This window comes from Leisingera sp. ANG59, assembly GCF_013317235.1.
GTDB lineage: Bacteria > Pseudomonadota > Alphaproteobacteria > Rhodobacterales > Rhodobacteraceae > Leisingera.
Genome location: NZ_WLCM01000024.1, coordinates 48,191 through 66,182 on the forward strand (window position 1 = coordinate 48,191; position 17,992 = coordinate 66,182).

At 64.7% G+C, this 17,992-nt stretch carries 16 protein-coding genes, 2 pseudogenes and 1 other annotated feature; of the genes and pseudogenes, 16 read left to right on the plus strand and 2 right to left on the minus strand.

The window, feature by feature from the left end:
* Positions 1–38: 38 nt before the first annotated feature.
* The 4 genes from GKC28_RS18115 to GKC28_RS18130 all read left to right on the plus strand — a co-directional run bounded on the left by GKC28_RS18115 (position 39) and on the right by GKC28_RS18130 (position 6,174).
* The gene (locus GKC28_RS18115) at positions 39–632 is read left to right on the plus strand and encodes a hypothetical protein (RefSeq protein WP_043754043.1); all 594 of its coding nucleotides are present in this window, start codon (positions 39–41) and stop codon (positions 630–632) included.
* Positions 632–1,288, plus strand: coding sequence for a hypothetical protein (locus tag GKC28_RS18120; RefSeq protein ID WP_174148418.1), 657 nt, complete (start codon positions 632–634; stop codon positions 1,286–1,288). Before GKC28_RS18115 ends, GKC28_RS18120 begins: the two co-directional genes overlap by 1 nt.
* 112 nt (positions 1,289–1,400) lie before the next feature.
* Positions 1,401–5,660 (plus strand): strawberry notch family protein, encoded by a 4,260-nt coding sequence (locus tag GKC28_RS18125; protein ID WP_174148419.1) that lies wholly within the window; start codon positions 1,401–1,403, stop codon positions 5,658–5,660.
* Between the two features lie 127 nt (positions 5,661–5,787).
* Positions 5,788–6,174, plus strand: coding sequence for a DUF6878 family protein (locus GKC28_RS18130; protein ID WP_174148420.1), 387 nt, complete (start codon positions 5,788–5,790; stop codon positions 6,172–6,174).
* A 54-nt stretch (positions 6,175–6,228) separates the two neighbouring features.
* Here the strand turns inward: GKC28_RS18130 and GKC28_RS18135 are convergent.
* Positions 6,229–7,463, minus strand: a protein-coding gene (locus GKC28_RS18135) for an IS3 family transposase (protein WP_174148421.1) whose coding sequence is annotated in 2 segments (ribosomal slippage) — positions 6,229–7,172 and positions 7,172–7,463 — 1,236 coding nt in all. Because the reading frame shifts where the segments join, the coding sequence is not laid out codon by codon here.
* Positions 7,060–7,176 (minus strand) — a sequence feature (AL1L pseudoknot). Its footprint overlaps the gene before it by 117 nt.
* 50 nt (positions 7,464–7,513) lie before the next feature.
* Here GKC28_RS18135 and GKC28_RS26895 point away from each other — a divergent pair.
* From GKC28_RS26895 to GKC28_RS18170, 6 genes and pseudogenes are all read left to right on the plus strand, one after another.
* Positions 7,514–7,945: pseudogene (locus tag GKC28_RS26895) on the plus strand (hypothetical protein); the annotation flags it as partial.
* Positions 7,942–8,223, plus strand: a complete 282-nt coding sequence (locus GKC28_RS18150) for a hypothetical protein (RefSeq protein ID WP_174148423.1) — start codon at positions 7,942–7,944, stop codon at positions 8,221–8,223. The pseudogene GKC28_RS26895 and the gene GKC28_RS18150, both read left to right, overlap by 4 nt.
* A gap of 80 nt (positions 8,224–8,303) precedes the next feature.
* Positions 8,304–8,582 (plus strand): hypothetical protein, encoded by a 279-nt coding sequence (locus tag GKC28_RS18155; protein ID WP_174148424.1) that lies wholly within the window; start codon positions 8,304–8,306, stop codon positions 8,580–8,582.
* A gap of 117 nt (positions 8,583–8,699) precedes the next feature.
* On the plus strand, positions 8,700–9,428 hold the full coding sequence (locus tag GKC28_RS18160) for a DUF736 family protein (protein WP_174148425.1): 729 nt from the start codon (positions 8,700–8,702) through the stop codon (positions 9,426–9,428).
* A 215-nt stretch (positions 9,429–9,643) separates the two neighbouring features.
* A complete protein-coding gene (locus tag GKC28_RS18165) occupies positions 9,644–9,874 on the plus strand; it encodes a hypothetical protein (RefSeq protein ID WP_088664718.1) in 231 nt (76 codons plus the stop codon).
* Positions 9,875–9,933: 59 nt separating this feature from the next.
* Complete coding sequence (locus GKC28_RS18170) at positions 9,934–10,422, plus strand: RadC family protein (RefSeq protein WP_368041145.1); 489 nt, start codon at positions 9,934–9,936, stop codon at positions 10,420–10,422.
* Between the two features lie 46 nt (positions 10,423–10,468).
* On the opposite strand, the gene GKC28_RS18175 is transcribed toward GKC28_RS18170, so the two are convergent.
* On the minus strand, positions 10,469–10,858 hold the full coding sequence (locus GKC28_RS18175) for a thermonuclease family protein (protein WP_174148426.1): 390 nt from the start codon (positions 10,856–10,858) through the stop codon (positions 10,469–10,471).
* A gap of 626 nt (positions 10,859–11,484) precedes the next feature.
* Between GKC28_RS18175 and GKC28_RS18180 the strand changes: the two genes are divergently transcribed.
* From GKC28_RS18180 to GKC28_RS18205, 6 genes and pseudogenes are all read left to right on the plus strand, one after another.
* Positions 11,485–12,414 (plus strand): DUF2493 domain-containing protein, encoded by a 930-nt coding sequence (locus GKC28_RS18180; RefSeq protein WP_174148427.1) that lies wholly within the window; start codon positions 11,485–11,487, stop codon positions 12,412–12,414.
* A gap of 591 nt (positions 12,415–13,005) precedes the next feature.
* The gene (locus GKC28_RS18185) at positions 13,006–13,251 is read left to right on the plus strand and encodes a hypothetical protein (RefSeq protein ID WP_174148428.1); all 246 of its coding nucleotides are present in this window, start codon (positions 13,006–13,008) and stop codon (positions 13,249–13,251) included.
* A gap of 854 nt (positions 13,252–14,105) precedes the next feature.
* Positions 14,106–14,312 (plus strand): hypothetical protein, encoded by a 207-nt coding sequence (locus tag GKC28_RS18190; protein ID WP_028093953.1) that lies wholly within the window; start codon positions 14,106–14,108, stop codon positions 14,310–14,312.
* A gap of 563 nt (positions 14,313–14,875) precedes the next feature.
* Positions 14,876–15,469: a transposase gene (locus GKC28_RS18195; RefSeq protein ID WP_174148429.1), complete on the plus strand. Its 594-nt coding sequence runs from the start codon at positions 14,876–14,878 to the stop codon at positions 15,467–15,469.
* The gene (locus GKC28_RS18200) at positions 15,456–17,783 is read left to right on the plus strand and encodes a relaxase/mobilization nuclease domain-containing protein (RefSeq protein WP_174148430.1); all 2,328 of its coding nucleotides are present in this window, start codon (positions 15,456–15,458) and stop codon (positions 17,781–17,783) included. The genes GKC28_RS18195 and GKC28_RS18200 overlap by 14 nt, the downstream gene beginning before the upstream one ends.
* A pseudogene (locus tag GKC28_RS18205) lies at positions 17,783–17,992 on the plus strand (type VI secretion protein); the annotation flags it as partial. The gene GKC28_RS18200 and the pseudogene GKC28_RS18205, both read left to right, overlap by 1 nt.

Genomic DNA, 17,992 nt, shown 5'->3' on the forward strand with positions numbered 1-17,992 from the left:
CGGGTCGCCCCCTTCCCTCCATCTTACAGGTAAATCCCATGTCCCTTCTTAGCTTCACTGCGGCGAGCGTCGCGGCGCAGATCGCGCATGCGCGCGGCTGCTCCACCTTCCTTCCCAACTGGAACGGGCCGGTGGGCAAACCCGCCCTGATCCTGATCGTCGGCACTGGTGTGCATCTGCGCTCCAATGGCATCGACGGTTCGACCACGCGGATCGTCACCACCGAACGCGCCGATCCCACATATGCCTTCGCCAAGGGCATCAACCCGTTCCGCGATCCGGATTGGATGGCGGCGCGGCAGGCGGCGTTTCGCGATCTGACGGGCCAGTTCTACACCGACATTCTCGATGACGTGCAGATGCTGATCGACCGCGGTCACGACACTATCCGGCTGGCAACCGATGGCCACACGATCTGCGTTTTCCTGCGCCGCGCCGCTGACTACCTGATCGGCGGCACCTACGACGTGCCCTCCGGTCTCGGCGGGACGTTCCGGGTGATCCTGAAGGACGCCACCGACACCCACGCCCTCGTGCAGAATAGCGGCAATTGCGAGGATTTCGACGATATGCTGCCTTACCGCGTGCCGCTCGATGCGCTCATCGAAATCGATGACCGGAGGGCGGCATAGTGGGTTGGCTCTTCTACACCGACCGCCGCGTCAAAACCTACGCGGAGGAGAAGGCAGAAATCGCCCGGCTCTGCACCTTCGAGACGGATACCCGCAAGACATTGTTGCTCAAGGCCTGCAAGGTCGGCTCGACCTGGTATGCAGCTTTGAGGCTCACCAACATCGATGGCGGGCCGGTTGAAGACAGAACCTACGTGACCGATGCCGACGGGTCGATCACCTTCGGCGCCGTCTTCCTCACCCGCTATGACGAGGGCTGCTGGGGCTACAAGGACATGGAGGAGAGCGTCGGCCCGGTCGAGTCCCGCGCGCCGCTCAGCCTTCTGGTGTTGCTCTCCGAGTTGAAGGATCCCGACAGCTATGCCCATGCTTGGCGTCAGCGCTGCCGCGATTGGGCGGCAATCCCGGACTACGACGAGGGTGACAAGATCAAACTGGCCGCACCGGTAACGCTGACCGATGGCAGCACCTGCCAGATCGTGACCGCCACCCATTACCGGCGCGGAGGGCAAAAGCGTCGCTGCTACCGCATCGAGGAGACAGGCGACCTCGTGCGTCTGTCGAAAGCCTCGCTCGCCGGGTCCGAACTCCTCAGCTCGGCGAAGAGTGCGGCGAGTCCGGTTCTGGCCGAATTTTTCGCCGGGAAGGGGTCCTGACCGCCGGCAGCGACGTCATCTGTCCGGCCTTGAGCCGCCTCCGCGCGTTTGAAAGCGCAGAGGCGGCTTTCTGTCCTGTCGGACCCACAACCTGACTCAAAGGACAGACGATATGGACAACCGAAGCCTGGCACTCGCACGCGATTTCCCATCGAAACCTCACCTTCTGCAGGCCATTCGCCTGATCGGCAGCGAGATTGAGAAGCAACCGCTCAAGAGCTCATCGCTCGCCCGGATCATGCGCGAGACCTTCGGCGGTAGCGATGCCGGCGGCGCGTGGTCCTGGCGCATGGCCTATGACCTGATGCAGGCCGCGACGGTGACGACGATCATGCGAGACAGCGGTTCGGACGTGCTCGCGACGGCCAGATTGCTCGCCACGCGGCTCCTGACGGAGACCCGGCGCTCCGAGCAACAGATTCGCCTGCAACAGTTCTCGACGCCGCTGCCCTTTGCGGCACTGGCAATACGCGCAGCCGCCATTCGCCCCGGCAAAACCGTCCTCGAACCCTCGGCCGGGACCGGCGCATTGGCCGGTTTTGCAGTTTGCGCAGGCGGCAAACCGATGCTCAACGAGATCGATCCCTTCCGCCGGGCGCTTCTCGAGGCGGTGTTTGGCAGCGAGGTGACCGATTTCGACGCCGAGCATATCGACGATCTGCTGGCGGTGCCCGAGCTTCCCGGCGTCATCGTGATGAATCCGCCCTTCGCCTCTTCGGTCGACCGCTCGCGGGACAGGCATATCGCGGCGAAACATCTAATCTCGGCGGCCAAGCGCCTCGCGCCGGACGGGCGTCTCGTGGCGATCATGCCGATGGGCTTCACGCCGGAACGGGACGCGGCCCATTGGGCACGGGCCTCGGCCATCGCGAAGCCGCGCCTTGCGCTCACTATCCCGGGCCATGTTTACGCCAAGCTCGGCACCACCGTCGAAACCCAGCTCATGGTCTTCGACAAGGTGCAGGAGGACGTCGAGTTTGTACGCCCCGCTGTCGACGATTTGGATGCGGCGCGGCAAATCGTCGATGACATCGCCGCGGCTCGATCAATCACCCCTCTTGTCCAGACCACTGCGCAGGTGCTGCGTGGGTCGCGCCGAGTCGGTGTCCCGATTGCACGTAAGCGCCCAATCGCCCAGGCGGCGTCTGCCAAACCCAAATCGCATGCCGCCATCCCGCTGGCCTTCACCTGCCTCGACACGCCCCGCGAAAACACGCCCGTTTCGGACATCTATGCCCGCTACCGCCCGCAGCGGATCGAGATCACGGGGGCCCAGGAACATCCCACGCCGCTCGTCGAGAGTATTGCCATGGCCTCGGTCGCGCCCCCGGTTCCGTCGAATGAAGCCGCCTCAGACCTGAGGCTGCCCGGTCGCCTGATCGAGGGGGGTCATCTCTCCGAGGCCCAGCTTGAGACCATCCTCATGGCAAACGACGCCCACGGGCGCGACCTGCCGGGGCGGTTCACGATCGATGAGGACCAGACCCGGATGACCCGTGCGGACGATGATCCGGAGGCGCGCGCCTATCGCCTCGGCTATTTCCTCGGCGATGGCACCGGCTGCGGCAAGGGCCGCGAATGCGCGGGGCTCATCCTGGTCAATTGGCTCGCGGGTCGTCGCAAGGCGGTCTGGATCTCCAAATCCGCCACGCTCATCGAGGACGCGATCCGCGACTGGACCGATCTCGGCGGCTCGCCCGCCGACATCCAGCCGCTCTCCAAATGGAAGCCTGACCAGCCTATCTCCATGGGCGATGGCATCCTTTTTGTGACCTACGCGACACTCCGGTCCGCAGGCAAATGCGGCACGACCCGGTTGAGCCAGGTTCTGGGCTGGATGGGCGAGGGGTTCGACGGGGTACTGGCCTTCGACGAGGCCCATGCAATGCAGAACGCGGCCGGGTCCGACGAGGGCAGGGGCGTCAAGCCCTCCCAACAGGGTCTCGCCGGGCTGCGCCTGCAACTTGCTGCGCCCCGGGCGCGGGTCTTCTACGTCTCGGCGACCGGCGCCACCAGCGTGCAGAACCTGGCCTATGCTTCACGCCTCGGGCTCTGGGGGCAGGGGCCCGAATATCCCTTCCCGAGCCGGGAGAGTTTCGTCTCGGCGATGGAGGCCGGAGGCGTTGCCGCGATGGAAGTCGTGGCGCGCGACCTCAAAACGCTCGGCTTCTACACCGCGCGAGCACTCAGCTTCGACGGCGTGGAATACGACGTGCTCGAACATGCTCTCACACCCGCCCAGATCGAGATCTACGATGCCTATGCCGGGGCCTTCCGGACGATCCATCACAATCTCGAAGCGGCGCTGACCGCGACCGGTGTCAACGATGCCTCCGGCCAGGCCAACGCCTCCGCCGCCAAGGCCTCGGCCAAGTCCCGTTTCGAAAGCACCAAGCAACGCTTCTTCAACCACCTTCTGATGGGCATGAAAGCCCCGACCGTCATCCGTGCCATTGAAGATGATTTGGCCGAGGGATTCGTCTGCGTCATCCAGGTGGTCTCGACGGGCGAGAGCCTGTTGAAACGCCGGCTCGAGGCCATGGAGCCCGAAGACGAGCTCGTGGAAGGTGCACTCACGCCCCGCGACTACGTCTTGAGTTACCTCGAACAGGCCTTCCCGATCCATGCCCAGAAGCTCGTGGAGATCGACGGAAACATGGTGGCCGAGCCGCTGCGGGATGCGAACGGTGCCCTGGTCGTCTCGCGCGAGGCCGAGGCCTTGCGCGATGCGGCGATGATGGAGCTGATGGCGCTTGCGCCTATTCCCGCCGCGCTCGACCAGATCCTTTGGGCCTTCGGCGATGAGGCCGTGGCCGAAGTAACCGGGCGCTCCATTCGACCCCTGAAATCCAGCGACGGGGCCCTGTTTATCGAAAAGCGCAGCGCCAACAGCAATTCCTCGGAAACCCGGGCCTTCATGGATGGCGAGAAGGATATCCTGATCTTCTCCGATGCGGGCGGAACCGGCCGGTCCTATCACGCCGCAAAGACGGCGAAGAACCAGAAGCGGCGGCGGCACTATCTGCTGGAGCCCGGTTGGCGGGCCGATGCCGCGATCCAGGGGCTCGGCCGCACACATCGTTCGGCTCAAGTGTCAGCGCCCTTCTTCCGGGTCTGCACCTCGGATGTGCATGGCGAGAAGCGCTTCACCTCCACGATCGCCCGGCGGCTCGATCAGCTGGGGGCGCTCACCAAGGGCCAGCGCGAGACCGGCTCCCAGGGCATGTTCCGCGAGGAGGACAATCTCGAAAGCCCGATCGCCCGGGCCGCGCTCCGAGGCTACTATGCCGATCTCGCCGCCGGACGCGCCACGGCGATGAGTTACGAGCGCTTCACCGACTGGACCGCGCTCCGGCTCATCGACCAGGACGGTGTGCTCCTGGAAGAGTTGCCGCCGATTCAGCGCTTCCTGAACCGGGTGCTGGCGCTGCCCATTCACATGCAGAACGCGCTCTTTGCCGAGTTCATGAGCCGGATCGCCGACCAGACCGAACGGGCGCGGGCCGCAGGCACGCTCGATCTCGGCGTCGAGACGTTGCGTGGCGAGAGGATCGAACAGGTCTCGGCGGAAGACCTCTGGACCTGTCCGCGCTCCGGGGCGGTGACGCGCATCATCGGGCTCGAGGTGACGGACCCCGTCCATGTGTTCTCTGCAGAAGAGGCTTTGGATCGGAACCCCGACAAACTGACCATGATCAACCGCGCTTCGGGTCGCGTGGCGCTCATCTCCTCCCGCCCGATGCAGATGTATGACGAGGAAATCGTCACGCTCATGCGCAAGGTGACCCGGCCGAGCGGGTCCACCTATGTCGAGAAAGGGAAGTTCCAGGCTTCCGCCTGGGAAGAGATCGAGCCGTCCGAGTTCCGCCGCCTCTGGGACGAGGAGGCCAACAGCCTGCCGAAGGTGACGACGACGAAGCTTTACCTGCTGACCGGGCTGCTGCTGCCGATCTGGAAGGACATCCCCTCGGGCAACGAGCGCATTTACCGCGTCACGCCGGAGGGGCAGGCAAGCATGATCGGCCGGACCGTCAGCGAGGACGGCGCCGCAGCACTGCGAGCCCGCTTCATGGCCGGTACCCCGAAAACCCCGCAGGAGATGCTGACGGCGGCACTCGGGTCCACCACCCCGGTCAATCTGGGCCGCGGGCTGAGCCTCACCCGCCGCCGGGTTGCAGGGGCAGCCCGTCTTGAGATCGACGGCGCGGACAAGGGTGCCATCGAGGGTCTGAAGGCGGTCGGGTGTTTCACGGAGATCATCGCCTTCCAGCTCCGGGTCTTCGTGCCGCACGGGGAGGGCGTCGATACCGCCGCCATCCTGGCCCGGATCGTGGGGGAAGGGTCTCAAACGGCGGCGGAGCGAGCCGCCTGAAAGGGAAAGTGGGCCTTGGGTCAGGGGGAACGCGCAAGGGTGCTTTGCTCCCTCGCGTTCCGCCGCCGTGGCGGGTCTCTGGACCCCCCGGCGCTTTCCCCCAATCCCAGACAAGAGGACGAGACCCATGACCAACTCCGAGACCACCTTTGCCGAGACGATGGCAAAATGGCAGGCCGAGCGCGAAGCCGCCAACAAGGCCGCCCGAAACGAGCTGCTCCCGCAATTGCGAGGCCTCGGCATCACCGAGGTCACCGCCGAATACGAGGGCTACGGCGATTCCGGGAATATCGAAGACGTGACGGTGCAGCCGGTCGGCATTGCGCTCCCCGACGATCTCTCCACGAAGCTCGGCGACTTCGCCTGGTCCGTCGCCTATCACCAGCATCCGGGGTTCGAGAACAACGAGGGCGGCTATGGCACGCTGACCTGGGATGTCACCGCCGACAGCATGGCGCTGGATCATGCCGACCGATATGTCGAGTGCTCCTACAGCCGTGACGAGGGGCTGTGACATGGCCCATCCCTGAACCGCCCCGGGTTTACCGGAGAGTTTCTGATTCAATGATTAGGCTGCTTTTTCGGCAGTGCTCAAGCGTGCGTGGAATGCCTCCTCTGCTTCGTTGGGCGTGATGTATCCGATGGCGCTGTGCAGGCGGGTGTTGTTGTACCAGTCGACCCATTTGAGGGTTTCCCATTCGACCTGGGCAACGGACTTCCAAGGACCGAGGAACTTGATGACCTCGGTCTTGAACAGGCCGATGATGCTTTCGGCGAGGGCGTTGTCGTATGAATCCCCGACACTGCCGACAGACGTATCAATCCCGGCCTCTGCGAGCCGCTCGGTGTATCGGATCGACAGGTACTGGCTGCCGCGGTCGCTATGATGGATCAGCTTGTCAGCCTCGGACGGCGCCCGCTGGCAGATGGCCTGGTTCAGGGCATCGAGGACGAAACCGGTCGTCATCGAGGTCGAGACGCGCCAGCCGACGATCTTGCGGGCGAAGACGTCGATGATGAAGGCCACGTAGACCATCCCTTGCCAGCTTGAGACATAGGTGAAGTCGCTGACCCAGAGCTGGTTCGGCATGGCGGCCACGAAGGCACGGTTCACCTTGTCGTCCGGGCAAGGTTGTGCCGCATCGGGATTGGTCGTGATGACCTTCTTGCCCCGGACAACGCCCTGTAATCCCATCACTTTCATCAGCCGTTCCAACGTGCAACGGGCGACATCGTGTCCCTCGCGGCGCAGCTGGTGCCAGACCTTGCGAGCGCCGTATCGCCCCCGACTGCCATCGAAGGCCAGCTGGATCGCGGCCATGTCCAGCTGATCCTGTCTGGCCCGGCCCGATGCCAGCTCCGGATCGCGCTCCACCGCCTTGAAGACATAATACGTCGATGATGCGATCCCCAGAACCCGGCAGATCGGCCCGACACCAAAGACGCTACGATGATCGTCGATGAACGCGATCATTTGCGGAACGGGCGGTCGAGCTCCGCCGCCGCGAAATATGCGCTGGCCTTCTTGAGGATCTCGTTGGCTTGTCGCAACTCGCGGACCTCGCGCTCAAGATCCTTGATCCGGTCCTTCTCCGCGCTCGTCAAACCGCCGCGCTGACCTGCATCTCGCTCCGCCTGTTGGCACCAAACGCGAAGACTGTCAGGCGAACACCCCAGCTTCGGGGCAATCGCTCGGTAGGCCGCGCTATCGCTGCGGTAATCGGCGCGGTTCTCTTGAAACAAACGAACACCGCGTTCGCGAAGTTCAGCCGGATAGGCTGGGGTGAATCTCTTCTGTGTCATAAGGCTCATCCTTTGAGTGTTTTACTCTCCGGTAAACCCGGGGCGGTTCACCCCTCCATCATGCCGAAAGCTCGGCCCGGAAGTATGGCGGAAAGCCATCCGACTATCAGGCGGTTCATGACTGGTTCGATGCCTCCAAGGAGCATCTCGCCATCTTCACCCACCGTGCGCTGCGCCATCACTCGCAAGGCATCTTCGAGGCCGAACGGGTCTTCGGGCTTGCCCTCCCCAACGCGGCAGGGCGTGAAATTCCCATCCGCTGGATCGGCGAGCAGCATGTCCGCGAAGACTGCCAGGGCCGTATCCCAAGCCTCGCAGACTGGCTCGGGCGGATTCAGCCGGAACCCTGGATGGCCAATGGGCATATCGACCCGCAGGCGCATGATCCCGTCGGCGATCCGCGCACGAAATGGCTGGCCGAGGTGGCTGAGGGCAAGACGATCCTCGGCCTCAAGGACTGGATGGAGGCGAGGGGATCATGATGCGCAACGTCCGCAGATTCTACGATTGCAGCACCGCGCATCTGCCTGAACAAACCGTCCAGGCTATCGAGAACGGGCTCTTTGCCAAACCGCCGAGCATGCAGAATGAGTATGGCTGGCTGTTCTCCATCCCTGAAACCCTCGCCGATCTGCCGGAAGGCGTCGACTGTGACGCCTTCAAGACGGTCATGTCGTTGGCGATGGATGCAGGCTGCGACTACGTCCTGTTCGATCGGGACGTCCCGCCCGTCCCCTATCTCGACGTCTTCGACTGGTAGGTCAATCGCGGTTGCACAGAGGCCCGATCCACGGATCGGGCCTCTCTTTTTCCAATGCCAACACTGAAATGGAGAACCAGATGAACGTCGCGGAGATCAAGGCCGCCGTGGATGCCGGCAAATCCGTCCACTGGGCGAACGAGGGCTACCGGGTGTATCGGGATGGCCTCGGCCAATACCTCATCACCTTTGTGCGGAACGGCAGCACGATCGGGTTGACCGACCGGAGCGGCCAACGGCTGAACGGAGCCGAGGCAGACTTCTTCATATCGGAGCCGGGCCATGATGACGCGACAGCGCAGGGGAAGGTGGTGCGCGGGGCGACGTCGGACACCTCGTCTACCGCCGGGCCGGGCTGACGGGCAGTAGAGAAAGGAAAGAGGGCTTTGTGGTTTTGCGATCCCATGAGGGGTCGAAAAGCAATCCCGCGTGCTCTGGCCAAGTGTCGGGCAGCGGCAAACCCAAGGAGAAGACCCATGTTCGCAGGAACCCTGACCAAGAATGCCGAAACCGCAGCCACCGCCTATTCCGGCATGATCCATTCGACCCGGTTTGACATCGCCATCCAGCTCGAGACTCGGACGAAGATGTCCGAGCGAAGCCCGGACTATGATGTGACGGCGGTGAACAAGTCGGGCCGCAAGGTGCGCATCGGCACGGCCTGGAACGAGACCGGCAACACCACCGGTAACCATTACATCTCGATGCAGATCGATGTCGGCCTCGGGCCCTTCCGGGTCAACGCCGTGCAGACCAAGGAAGCACGCGAAGCGATGACCGGTGAATTCGAGATCATCCCGCTGGTCTCGAACGGTGCGATGAAGTCCGGTTCGATCTCGGGCGAGTTGACGGCGATGGATGCAGACAACGCCTTTGCCGGTTACATCGCCAACATGATGTTTGACCTCGACTTCATGCTCATCGAGAACGAGTTCAAGACCGAGGAGACCCATCCCGACTACCGGATCGAGGTCAGCTCGCCCAAGGGCTACCCGATCCGTGTGGGTTCGGCCTGGATGGCGAAGAGCAACCGGACCGGCAACGACTACGTGTCGCTCCTCATCAACACGCCGGACGGCGATCTGCGGGTGAATGCCGTGCAGAACGAGGAGCAGCGCGGCGGCCAGACCTTCTCGATCATTCCCTTCGTCGAGAGTGCAGGCCAGGACCGGTCGGACAACGCCGGGCTCGCCCTGGTCGGCTGACAGGTCGCGACTGCTACAGAACTGGCGCCCCGGGCAACCGGGGCGCTTTCGCCCGTGCAGGCCTGATCCTCCTCCCAAAACGGCCTAACGGGGCGATGCCGGTCCTGTCTCCGACCGGCCCGCGCCTCCTGTCCCCAAGAGGCAGGTCCCGTGAGGGGAGCCGCAGTGACGCGGCTCCCCTCTTTTCGTTTCACCCCGACAGAAGGACGACAACCATGTTCAATCTCTCCCATCCCAAGCTGGTCACGCTCGCAGCATCCGAAGGCTACGCCGATGTCGCGGACTTCCTGGAAGACCATGCGCAGGGCAGCATCGTGCCCGCGATCTGCATGGCACCCGATTGCGACCACACAGCCGATCTAGAGCCGGACCAACGTGCAGGTTTCTGTGAGGCCTGCGGCCGCCCCACCATGAAATCCGGCCTCGTCATCGCCGGCATGATCTGAGCGGCGCCCGCCGCGACACCCCCAATCGATTGGAAACGACATGACACCGCACGATCCCAATACGATCGCCGAACGGGGCGCATCCCGGCTTATCCGAGGCCGAGATCGCGACCATCGACGCCGCCCGCACCATCCTGCGCAGGCACGCGCGCTCGACCGCAGCCTTGCAGTCCTGGACCATGCTGACTGACTACCTGGCTCTGAACGCCGTCCACGAACGGGTCGAGGTGTTTCGGGTGCTGCTGCTGGACCGGAAGAACAGGCTGATCCGCGACAGGGTCATGACGCGTGGCAGCATCGATCATGTCCCGGTCTATGTCAGCGAGGTTCTCCGCTCGGCCCTCGTTCTCGACGCCTCCGCCCTCATCCTCTGCCACAACCACCCGTCCGGCGATCCCCAACCGAGCCAGACCGATATCGAGCTGACCGGCAAGATCGTGGAGGCCTGCAAGGTAATGGAGATTGTCATCCACGATCACATCATCGTCGGCTTCGGGCGGGAGAAGAACGCCTTCAGCATGCGGGCGGCGGGAATGCTGTCGGACTAGGTTGGCACAAACTAACGCCGCGCAGCTCCCCCTTCCAGTCGAATGGCTAGCAGTAGCTCGCCCGCCTGATCCGCGACCGCGCCGCCGGGGTCTCCAGATGGGCATACCGACCCCCGGAATATCTCCGACAGTCGAGCGCGTGACCGGCCGCGATCAGCGCGGCACCGATATCCTCACCATCGGCGTAGCAAATGCCCACCCATCGGTCATGGGTCCGCTCGCCGTTGAGCTCGCATTCTATCGAGCGGCCATTGAGGTAGTTTACCATCCAGCGCCTGGCGTCCCGGCCCGCCCGCGTTCCGGGTCCGGGTGCATCGACCCCGTTCAGGCGCACAGGTGTTCCGGAGACCACGATGGTGTCCGCGTCCCGGATCTGCATCTGCGCGACGGCTGGAGATGTCAGCAGGACAACGGCGACCGGGATCAGATATTTCAATCTCCGCCTGCTCTGCAGGTGGGTCCACATTCTTCCGGGCGTATCACTCTCAGACCCTTATCGCATCAATTGGCCCGAAGCGCCCACTGCCTTACGGCCTCCCCTGCTCGGCTTCGCGTGTCGCAGGCGAGAACGGCCCTGCGGCCCGTCGCGCATTCGGCCATGCGGCCTCACCGCGGCGTAGCACCCGGCGTCCCGGTTTGCCCGTCTCGCGAGCACGTCGCTCCCCGGCCGCTCCGCCGGATTACGCTCCGATCTGTTTTGCGGGGCAAAACGATCCCGCCGCTCCATCCGTCTCCCGCGTCCGGTGGCGCCCTTTGCCTGCTCGCGTCGGGCAAACCTACCGTCAACAACACACACACATGAGTGCGGAAGCATATCCTCCGGATGGCCCCCAAATCAGCCCGCGTCAAGGATCACAAAACTTTTCGGCGAGTGCGGCGGGTGTGGAGAGGGCAGTCCAGTGTTCGATGACCCGCCTGTGGTGGGCGATGCGCCCGGAAAACTTTTGCGCCCGGCACGCCGGCGGCTTCGCCGTCCCTGACCCGGACAGATTCGGTGAACCAGACGTACGGCCATGCCACCACACTCCCGTGGTGGTTCCCCGAACATCTGGAGACACCAACATGACTTACGACAACGCGAACGCCTACGATACCATCGAACTTTTCGGCCTGACGGAGAAAGACGCGGAGCTGCCCATCCCCGAGGATCACGTCCTGACCGACAGCATCGTCCGCGAGACTTTCGAGGCCCTGCTCGGCCAGCTGCGCGGCACCGGTCTCGAGACCGAGATCGAACCGCTCGCGCACGGGCTCGCCACGATCCTGCAGCGCCGCAAGATCGCTCTCGGCAAGGAGCTCGACCGCACCGCCGACAAGATCGGCGCCCTGGCAAAATCCCACGATGGATCGGAGATCGCCGAGACCGCGCTGGAAGAGGCGCAGGCCCGCTTCCTGCAGGTCCGCGAGATCGTCGGGGCCATCGAGGTGATGAGCGAGGCGGCGGCGGAATGCTACGAGGTCGAGACGGGCCACGCCTTCATCCCGGCCGCGGGATCGCGCGCCAGCGCTCGTGCTCAGGAGACCGGGGCCGTGTTTGAGGCCCGGCAGTTGCTGGAACAGCACGATCGCGAGACAGCCGCGAAGTCGAAGGTCGAGGGGGTTCCCCTGATCGTCTCGGGGGCGACCGACTGGACCGATATCGACGTCATCTTCTCGACACTCGACAAGGTTCGCGAGCGCATCCGGCAGAACCGCAACCAGGAGATCTTCCTCTGCCACAAGGGTGGCAAGCACGGGGCCGAGATGATCGCCGCCCGGTGGGCTCGGGCGCGAGGAGTTGCGCAGGCGCGCTTCGATCCGCGTTGGTCCGCACATGGGCGGGCGGCACCCTTCAAGTGCAACGACGAGATGCTGGACGATAAGTTCGCCGCGACCGGGGTCGTGCTCTTCGGCGGCAACGGGGTTGCGCTGAACCTCGGGCAGAAAGCCGAGGCGAAGGGGCTCACCGTCATGCGGGTCGCGGATCCGGCGAAAAAGACAGCAGACGCGTGAATGAGAGAGGGTCGCCTTTGGGCGGCCCTTTCGTAGTTTTCATCTGCCTGCCCGTAAACTGGCGGTCTCCTCCGCACAGTAAGCCAAGTCGCGGTGGAGATATCGGTCTGAGGCCGATCGCGCATTCGGCCATGCGGCCTCACCACGGCGTTGCGCCCGGCATCCCGGTTTGCCCGTCTCGCGAGCACGTCGCTCCCCGGCCGCTCCACCGGATTACGCTCTGGTCTGTTTTGCGGGGCAAAACGATCCCGCCGCTCCATCCGTCTCCCGCGTCCGGTCGCGCCCCTTGCCTGCTCGTGTCGGGCAAACCTGTCGTCAACCACACACACATGAGTGTGGAAGCATATCCTCCGGATGGCCCCCGAACCCGCCCGCCTCAAGGATCGCAAAACTTTTCAGCCAGGGCGGCGGGGGAGGAGAGGGCGGTCCAGTGTTAGATGACGCGCCTGTGGTGGGCGATGCGCCCGGAAAACTTTTGCGCCCGGCCAGCCGGCGGCTACGCCGTCCCTGACCCGGACAGATTCGGCAACCAGGTATTCGGCCATGCCACCACACTCATGTGATGGTTCGCGAACATCTGGAGATGAGATCATGACCAACGAGAACAAGACCGAGGACGACCTTTGCCGACACTGCGACCGCGCAGGCACCACGCAGCCCGGAACGGCCACAGGGAAGGACCATCACGATAATGGCGGCCATGTCGTCCCCTGCGTCGCCTGCGGCAAAGACGCGTTGCGGACCGACTGGGAGACCATCGATGGCGGGAGCGTCAACTTTCACTGGCGGGAGGTCTGTGCGCATTGCGGGCATCTCAGCGAGTCTCTCTTCGCCTGAAGATAGCCTTTCACCGGGCGGCCCCGTCGCCCGGTGATCCCTCTCTCGAAACCTTTCGCGTCACCGACGACTGCGACACCATCCACGAGAGCAGTCCCGCCCGGCCTGGGCCGGGCGGGACTGCTGCGCTATTTAACTGTCCGTGGTCCCTCAGTCAGACGCAAATAACATGATGGTCGGTGGTGATCGGTCACCGGTCATGACGGGCCCCTGCCGGCGGTTGCACCGCCGTCACCGCGCTCGCAGGTTCCGGCCGTGCCGGCCTCCACCCGGAACACGGGGCTCCCTGGACACGCTGAGCGGCATACTCCGCCGGCCGTCTCCTCCGGAGCCAGCCGGCGGGGTTGCCCTCATGCGCGCCAGTAATCCCGCGATCCGCCCGTTCGGGTGCAGATCGCTGGGGCGGGCGCAGCGCAACGACCGCGCCGCCCGATGACGGCGACCCGTCCGGGCGGACAACCCTGCTGCCAGACCCGCGGCTGTATCACCGCCCCGGATCGCCAGACCGGCGACGGGGAAGTCGAGTTTGAGGCAGACGATCGCGGTCGTGCCGATCGGGCGGGCGCGGAACATCGCGCCGCCACGTCGGATGAAAGCGGCGCGGACCTGGTCATGTCTGACATAACTCGACAGGACCGATGGCGGCTGAGGAGCGGGGGGCACATCCGGGTCTCCCCTCTTTGCTCATAGATGTGGATCGCACGGGGTCGGGCGGTCCGTGCCCTCCGCTCACGCTCCGGCAAACACAAATACGGTTTCCACGCGCGGGGCGCGCGGACCCTCCGCATTTGCATTTGCGGACCACCCTTGTCCCCCGTGCCGGGTGATCCCCATCGCAAAAAGGAGAGACCCAAATGACCAACCACTACGTCGCCACCGTTCCCGTCAAGTTTACCGACAACGAAGGTCAGGAGCGCACCCGCTTCCAGCGCGTCGGCGCGATGTTCCGCAACACCCGCAACGGGGACGGCTCGGAGTTCTTCAGCCTCAAACTCGACTTCCCCGTCGCCGTCCAGGAGTTGGTGATGTTCCCGCCGAGCTCCAAGGAGCCGCAGGAGTAATCCTCCCAGGAGGATGGGCCGCCCTAGAGGCGGCCCTTTCCCTGTCTCAGGGAAGGCTGCGCCAAGACCGGGGACCCCTGCCTTCGGCCGGTGTCCCCGATAAGGCGTCAGGACCGTGCACGGTCCTGACGGGGGATTTCAGAGATCGCCTGGAACAGGGCTGCCGGCCAGCCTCAAGGGGGCCATCCGGAATAACAGTCGGGCTGAAGCCCGCCGGTTTTTCCGGCAGAGATTTGGCGGGCCAAATCTGGCCTCCCTTGACCCTGTCCGTCAGCCCCGTCGGTGAAGAGATGCGCCGCCCCTCGCTTCCGTTCGAACACATGCGTGTTCGGCCGGAGCTTCGGGCGCGGGCATGACAACGGGTGGCCGAGGTGCGGTTGGAGATGGTCGGTGTTGCTAGGCCCTTCGGGCCGGACCTCGCACCTGCGGTGCTCGGCTTGAAGCGGAATTCAAGGTCGTCTGCGGGCAAACTACAATAATATTGCATTGACCGTTACATATAGTTTCGTATGATGAGTGCGACCTTGAATGAAGGTGGCAGGAAATAGGGGGGCTTTCTTCGTATGAGCCGGACCAAGAGACTGACACAGATGGAGCGAGCGGAGATTATCCGTGAGGCCGAAGAAGGTGTGGGGACTTCCGTGCTCGCGGAGCGGTTCGGGGTCACGCCGCGGGCCATCCAGTACACGTTGAAGGCGGACGAAGAACGCCAGCGGGACGCGGCCGTGGCCACGGCCGCGGTGACGGTGAAGCTGACGCCGGAAGAGCTCGCCGCACTGGATGAGGTCCTGGCCGCGGCAGGGATCGAGACCCGCACGGAAGGGCTCAGACGGCTGATTCGGGCGGCGGGGGGAACCTTCGTTCCGGACGCCCAGTTGGCGGGTGAGATGGCGCGCTACAGGGCCTCTCTGCACGAGGTCGGCAATGGTGTCGTGCAGATCGCAAAGCAGATGATGAAAGCCAGCCGGGCGGGGCAGGGGGAAGGCTCCGCACCGAACGCAGAGTTGTCCGAATTGCGCCTCGCGCAGATGCGTGGGCTGGCGCGGTTCATCCTTGATTCCGCTGACGAGATCGACCTGCTGCTGCGCCGCCGCCGGGGTGCGATGCAGCTCTCCGCCGCTGCCGCTCTAAGGGAGTTCGCCCATGCGGCTGAATGATGCCGTCCATGACGTCACCGGAGAGATCTTTCGGGATGGATGGAGCCGCATCCGGGGCTCGATGCAAGGGCTACAGGCGTCCCGGCAGAGGCAGCTCGTGCGGGCGGCTGCGGGCCACCGGGCGGCGGTTTTCAAGGCGATCCGGGGCGGGGGCACACATACGAAATCGCAGCTGATGAACCAGCTCGACTACCTCACCACCAAGTCCTCCCATATCGTCGACTCGAGCGGATTCCTGGACGGGAAGGCCAGGCTCGAGGCGAAGGAGATCAAGGACCTGACCGAGCGCTTCGCCAAGCGCTGGAGTGCGGGGTTCAAGCCCAAGCTCGGACAGACGACGCATATGCTCATGTCCTACCCGATCGGCACGAAGGGAGAAGATGTGCGCGACATCACCGCCAATGTCGCGGAGCGGTTCTTCCAGTCGGACGAGGGGCATTTCGACTACATAATCGCGGTGCATGAGGATCGCGATCACCCCCACGCACATATAGTTTTGAATCGCCGGTCGCAGGAGGGTGAGTTCTTCTTCCTGGGTCGCGATCACCGCTTCAACTACGACGACTTCCGCCTCGCCATGGTGGAAGAGGCCGAGAGGTTCGGCGTGCGCCTCGAGGCCACGCGGCGTCTCGATCGCGGTGTCGTGCATTATCCGCCGCGGACGCGTGAGGTCTATGCGGCGAAGGACGAGGGGCGGGCCGCGGAACCGCGGCCACGGGTCGGGGCAGACTTGGATCGCGCCCTCGAAGAGATCGCCAACACTCGCATCATCTATCACGCGCTCGCCGCCGAGGCCTCCGCGGACAACCGCGAGGACATCGCCGATGCCCTGTTCCGCTCGGGAGAGCTTCTGGCCAAGGGCGGCAAACTGACTTTGGAAGGAGGCGTCTACATGGCAGAGGAGCAATCGTTCGAGGATCTGAGAACCCGTTATGCCGATCAGGTCGCGCGCGTCCAGGGCATGATCGAGGCGAAGCCGGAGGCCGAACGGCCGCGGCTCGAGCGCAGCCTCAACGAGATCCAGTCGCGGCTCGCGCACATGCAGCCCTTGGGGTTGCGCTCCATGACATTGACCGAGAAGCCCTCGGAGGGCGGGGTCTATTCCGAGACCAATATCGATGCGGCCCGGCTCGACCGCTTGCGGGACCCCGAGGTCCGGGCGCAGGTCGACACCGCACTGCGCGGGACCGGGATCAGCTCTTCCGTGGTGGTCGCGCGGATGGAGACCGGCGCACAGAATGCCGCGCTGGAACGCCAGTGGATCGCCGACGATCTGGCGCGGGTGGCCGAGAGCGACGGTCTCAACCTCGAGCGTCGCGCCGATCTGGAGGCGGCGCGCGAGACCCTCAACCGGGCCCATGTCCAGCTCGGCGTCGCACTGGAGCGGGCGGGGGTCTTGCGTGAGGACGGTGTCGTGGAAGATCGCACCGTGATGGAGAGTGTCCACTATCACCGGGATGCCACTGAGGACATGGAACGCGCGATCCGCCAGGACATGCGCGCGGAAGGCCTGACCGGAGATCAGATCGAGGCCCGGGAGTGGGAGATCTCCTCCCGGGCGGAGCGGCGTATCGAGGAGGAGCAGCGGAGCTACCTCGATGCGCATCCCGAACTGCTCGCGCGCCCGGGCGACGTGATCGACCGGTCCGAGCCCTACCGGGAGCGGATCACCGACGAGGCCCGCGCGCGCGAGATTGCCCGCGAAGTCGACCGGATCATGGACGGGCGCGACGCGCGGACATCCGTTGCGGAGGCCGTCACGGAAGAGTTTCGAGATCGCTATCCCGACATGCCGTCGCATCTCGCCCGCGGGCTTGGCGCGACCTATGCCGCCGTCACCGAGCTGCGCGACACCGAGGCCGTCAACCAGGTCCGCCGCGAACACGAGTTGCGGGAGGTGGCGCTCGACCTGCGCGACGGGCGGCTTTCGGACGCGCGCGAGGGAGAAGCTGTCGAGGGCGCGCCGATTGCCGATCCGGACATCCGGCGGGTCGTCGACCATGAACGGGCCGGCAATCTGCAGTCGCCCTTCCAGGACGACGGCCAACGTCTGAGCTACCGCGAGGCGGTCGAGCGCGAGCTGGACGCGGCGCAGATCGACCGGCTGCGGGACGGGGATGTCGACGTGCTGAAGACCCAGATCGAAGACCGTCTCGACCGGCTCTATGCCGCCAAGACCTACCTGCAATCCGACGCGACCACGGCCAACAGCGAGGCGACCCGCGCCGTGGTCGAGGAGATCGCCGACCGCGAGTTCGAGCTCCACCGCGCCGATCTTGTCGACGGCGAGAGCGAGCGCGGGGAGACGCACTGATGGGAGGGGTGGGGAAGGGCCGCCTCGCCGTCGGTGTTGTGCTGGTCACGCTCGTCGCCATCGCGATCGGCTATGTCATCGCCTCGGCGGTGGTGACCTTCCGCAATCTGGGCTTCCGGGCCGAGATCGATTTCTTCTACATCGCGCAGAACTACCGCGCCATTGGGGCCGCCCGTCCCGACGACTTCCGCCTGATCAACCTGATCATG

Bases quoted from the DNA above. Each gene is read 5' to 3' on its own strand.
- GKC28_RS18190 (WP_028093953.1), top strand. From the start codon at position 14,106: ATGACCAACCACTACGTCGCCACCGTTCCCGTCAAGTTTACCGACAAC.
- GKC28_RS18150 (WP_174148423.1), top strand. From the start codon at position 7,942: ATGATGCGCAACGTCCGCAGATTCTACGATTGCAGCACCGCGCATCTG.
- GKC28_RS18160 (WP_174148425.1), top strand. From the start codon at position 8,700: ATGTTCGCAGGAACCCTGACCAAGAATGCCGAAACCGCAGCCACCGCC.
- GKC28_RS18115 (WP_043754043.1), top strand. From the start codon at position 39: ATGTCCCTTCTTAGCTTCACTGCGGCGAGCGTCGCGGCGCAGATCGCG.
- GKC28_RS18195 (WP_174148429.1), top strand. From the start codon at position 14,876: ATGAGCCGGACCAAGAGACTGACACAGATGGAGCGAGCGGAGATTATC.
- GKC28_RS18130 (WP_174148420.1), top strand. From the start codon at position 5,788: ATGACCAACTCCGAGACCACCTTTGCCGAGACGATGGCAAAATGGCAG.
- GKC28_RS18165 (WP_088664718.1), top strand. From the start codon at position 9,644: ATGTTCAATCTCTCCCATCCCAAGCTGGTCACGCTCGCAGCATCCGAA.
- GKC28_RS18155 (WP_174148424.1), top strand. From the start codon at position 8,304: ATGAACGTCGCGGAGATCAAGGCCGCCGTGGATGCCGGCAAATCCGTC.
- GKC28_RS18125 (WP_174148419.1), top strand. From the start codon at position 1,401: ATGGACAACCGAAGCCTGGCACTCGCACGCGATTTCCCATCGAAACCT.
- GKC28_RS18185 (WP_174148428.1), top strand. From the start codon at position 13,006: ATGACCAACGAGAACAAGACCGAGGACGACCTTTGCCGACACTGCGAC.
- GKC28_RS18200 (WP_174148430.1), top strand. From the start codon at position 15,456: ATGCGGCTGAATGATGCCGTCCATGACGTCACCGGAGAGATCTTTCGG.
- GKC28_RS18180 (WP_174148427.1), top strand. From the start codon at position 11,485: ATGACTTACGACAACGCGAACGCCTACGATACCATCGAACTTTTCGGC.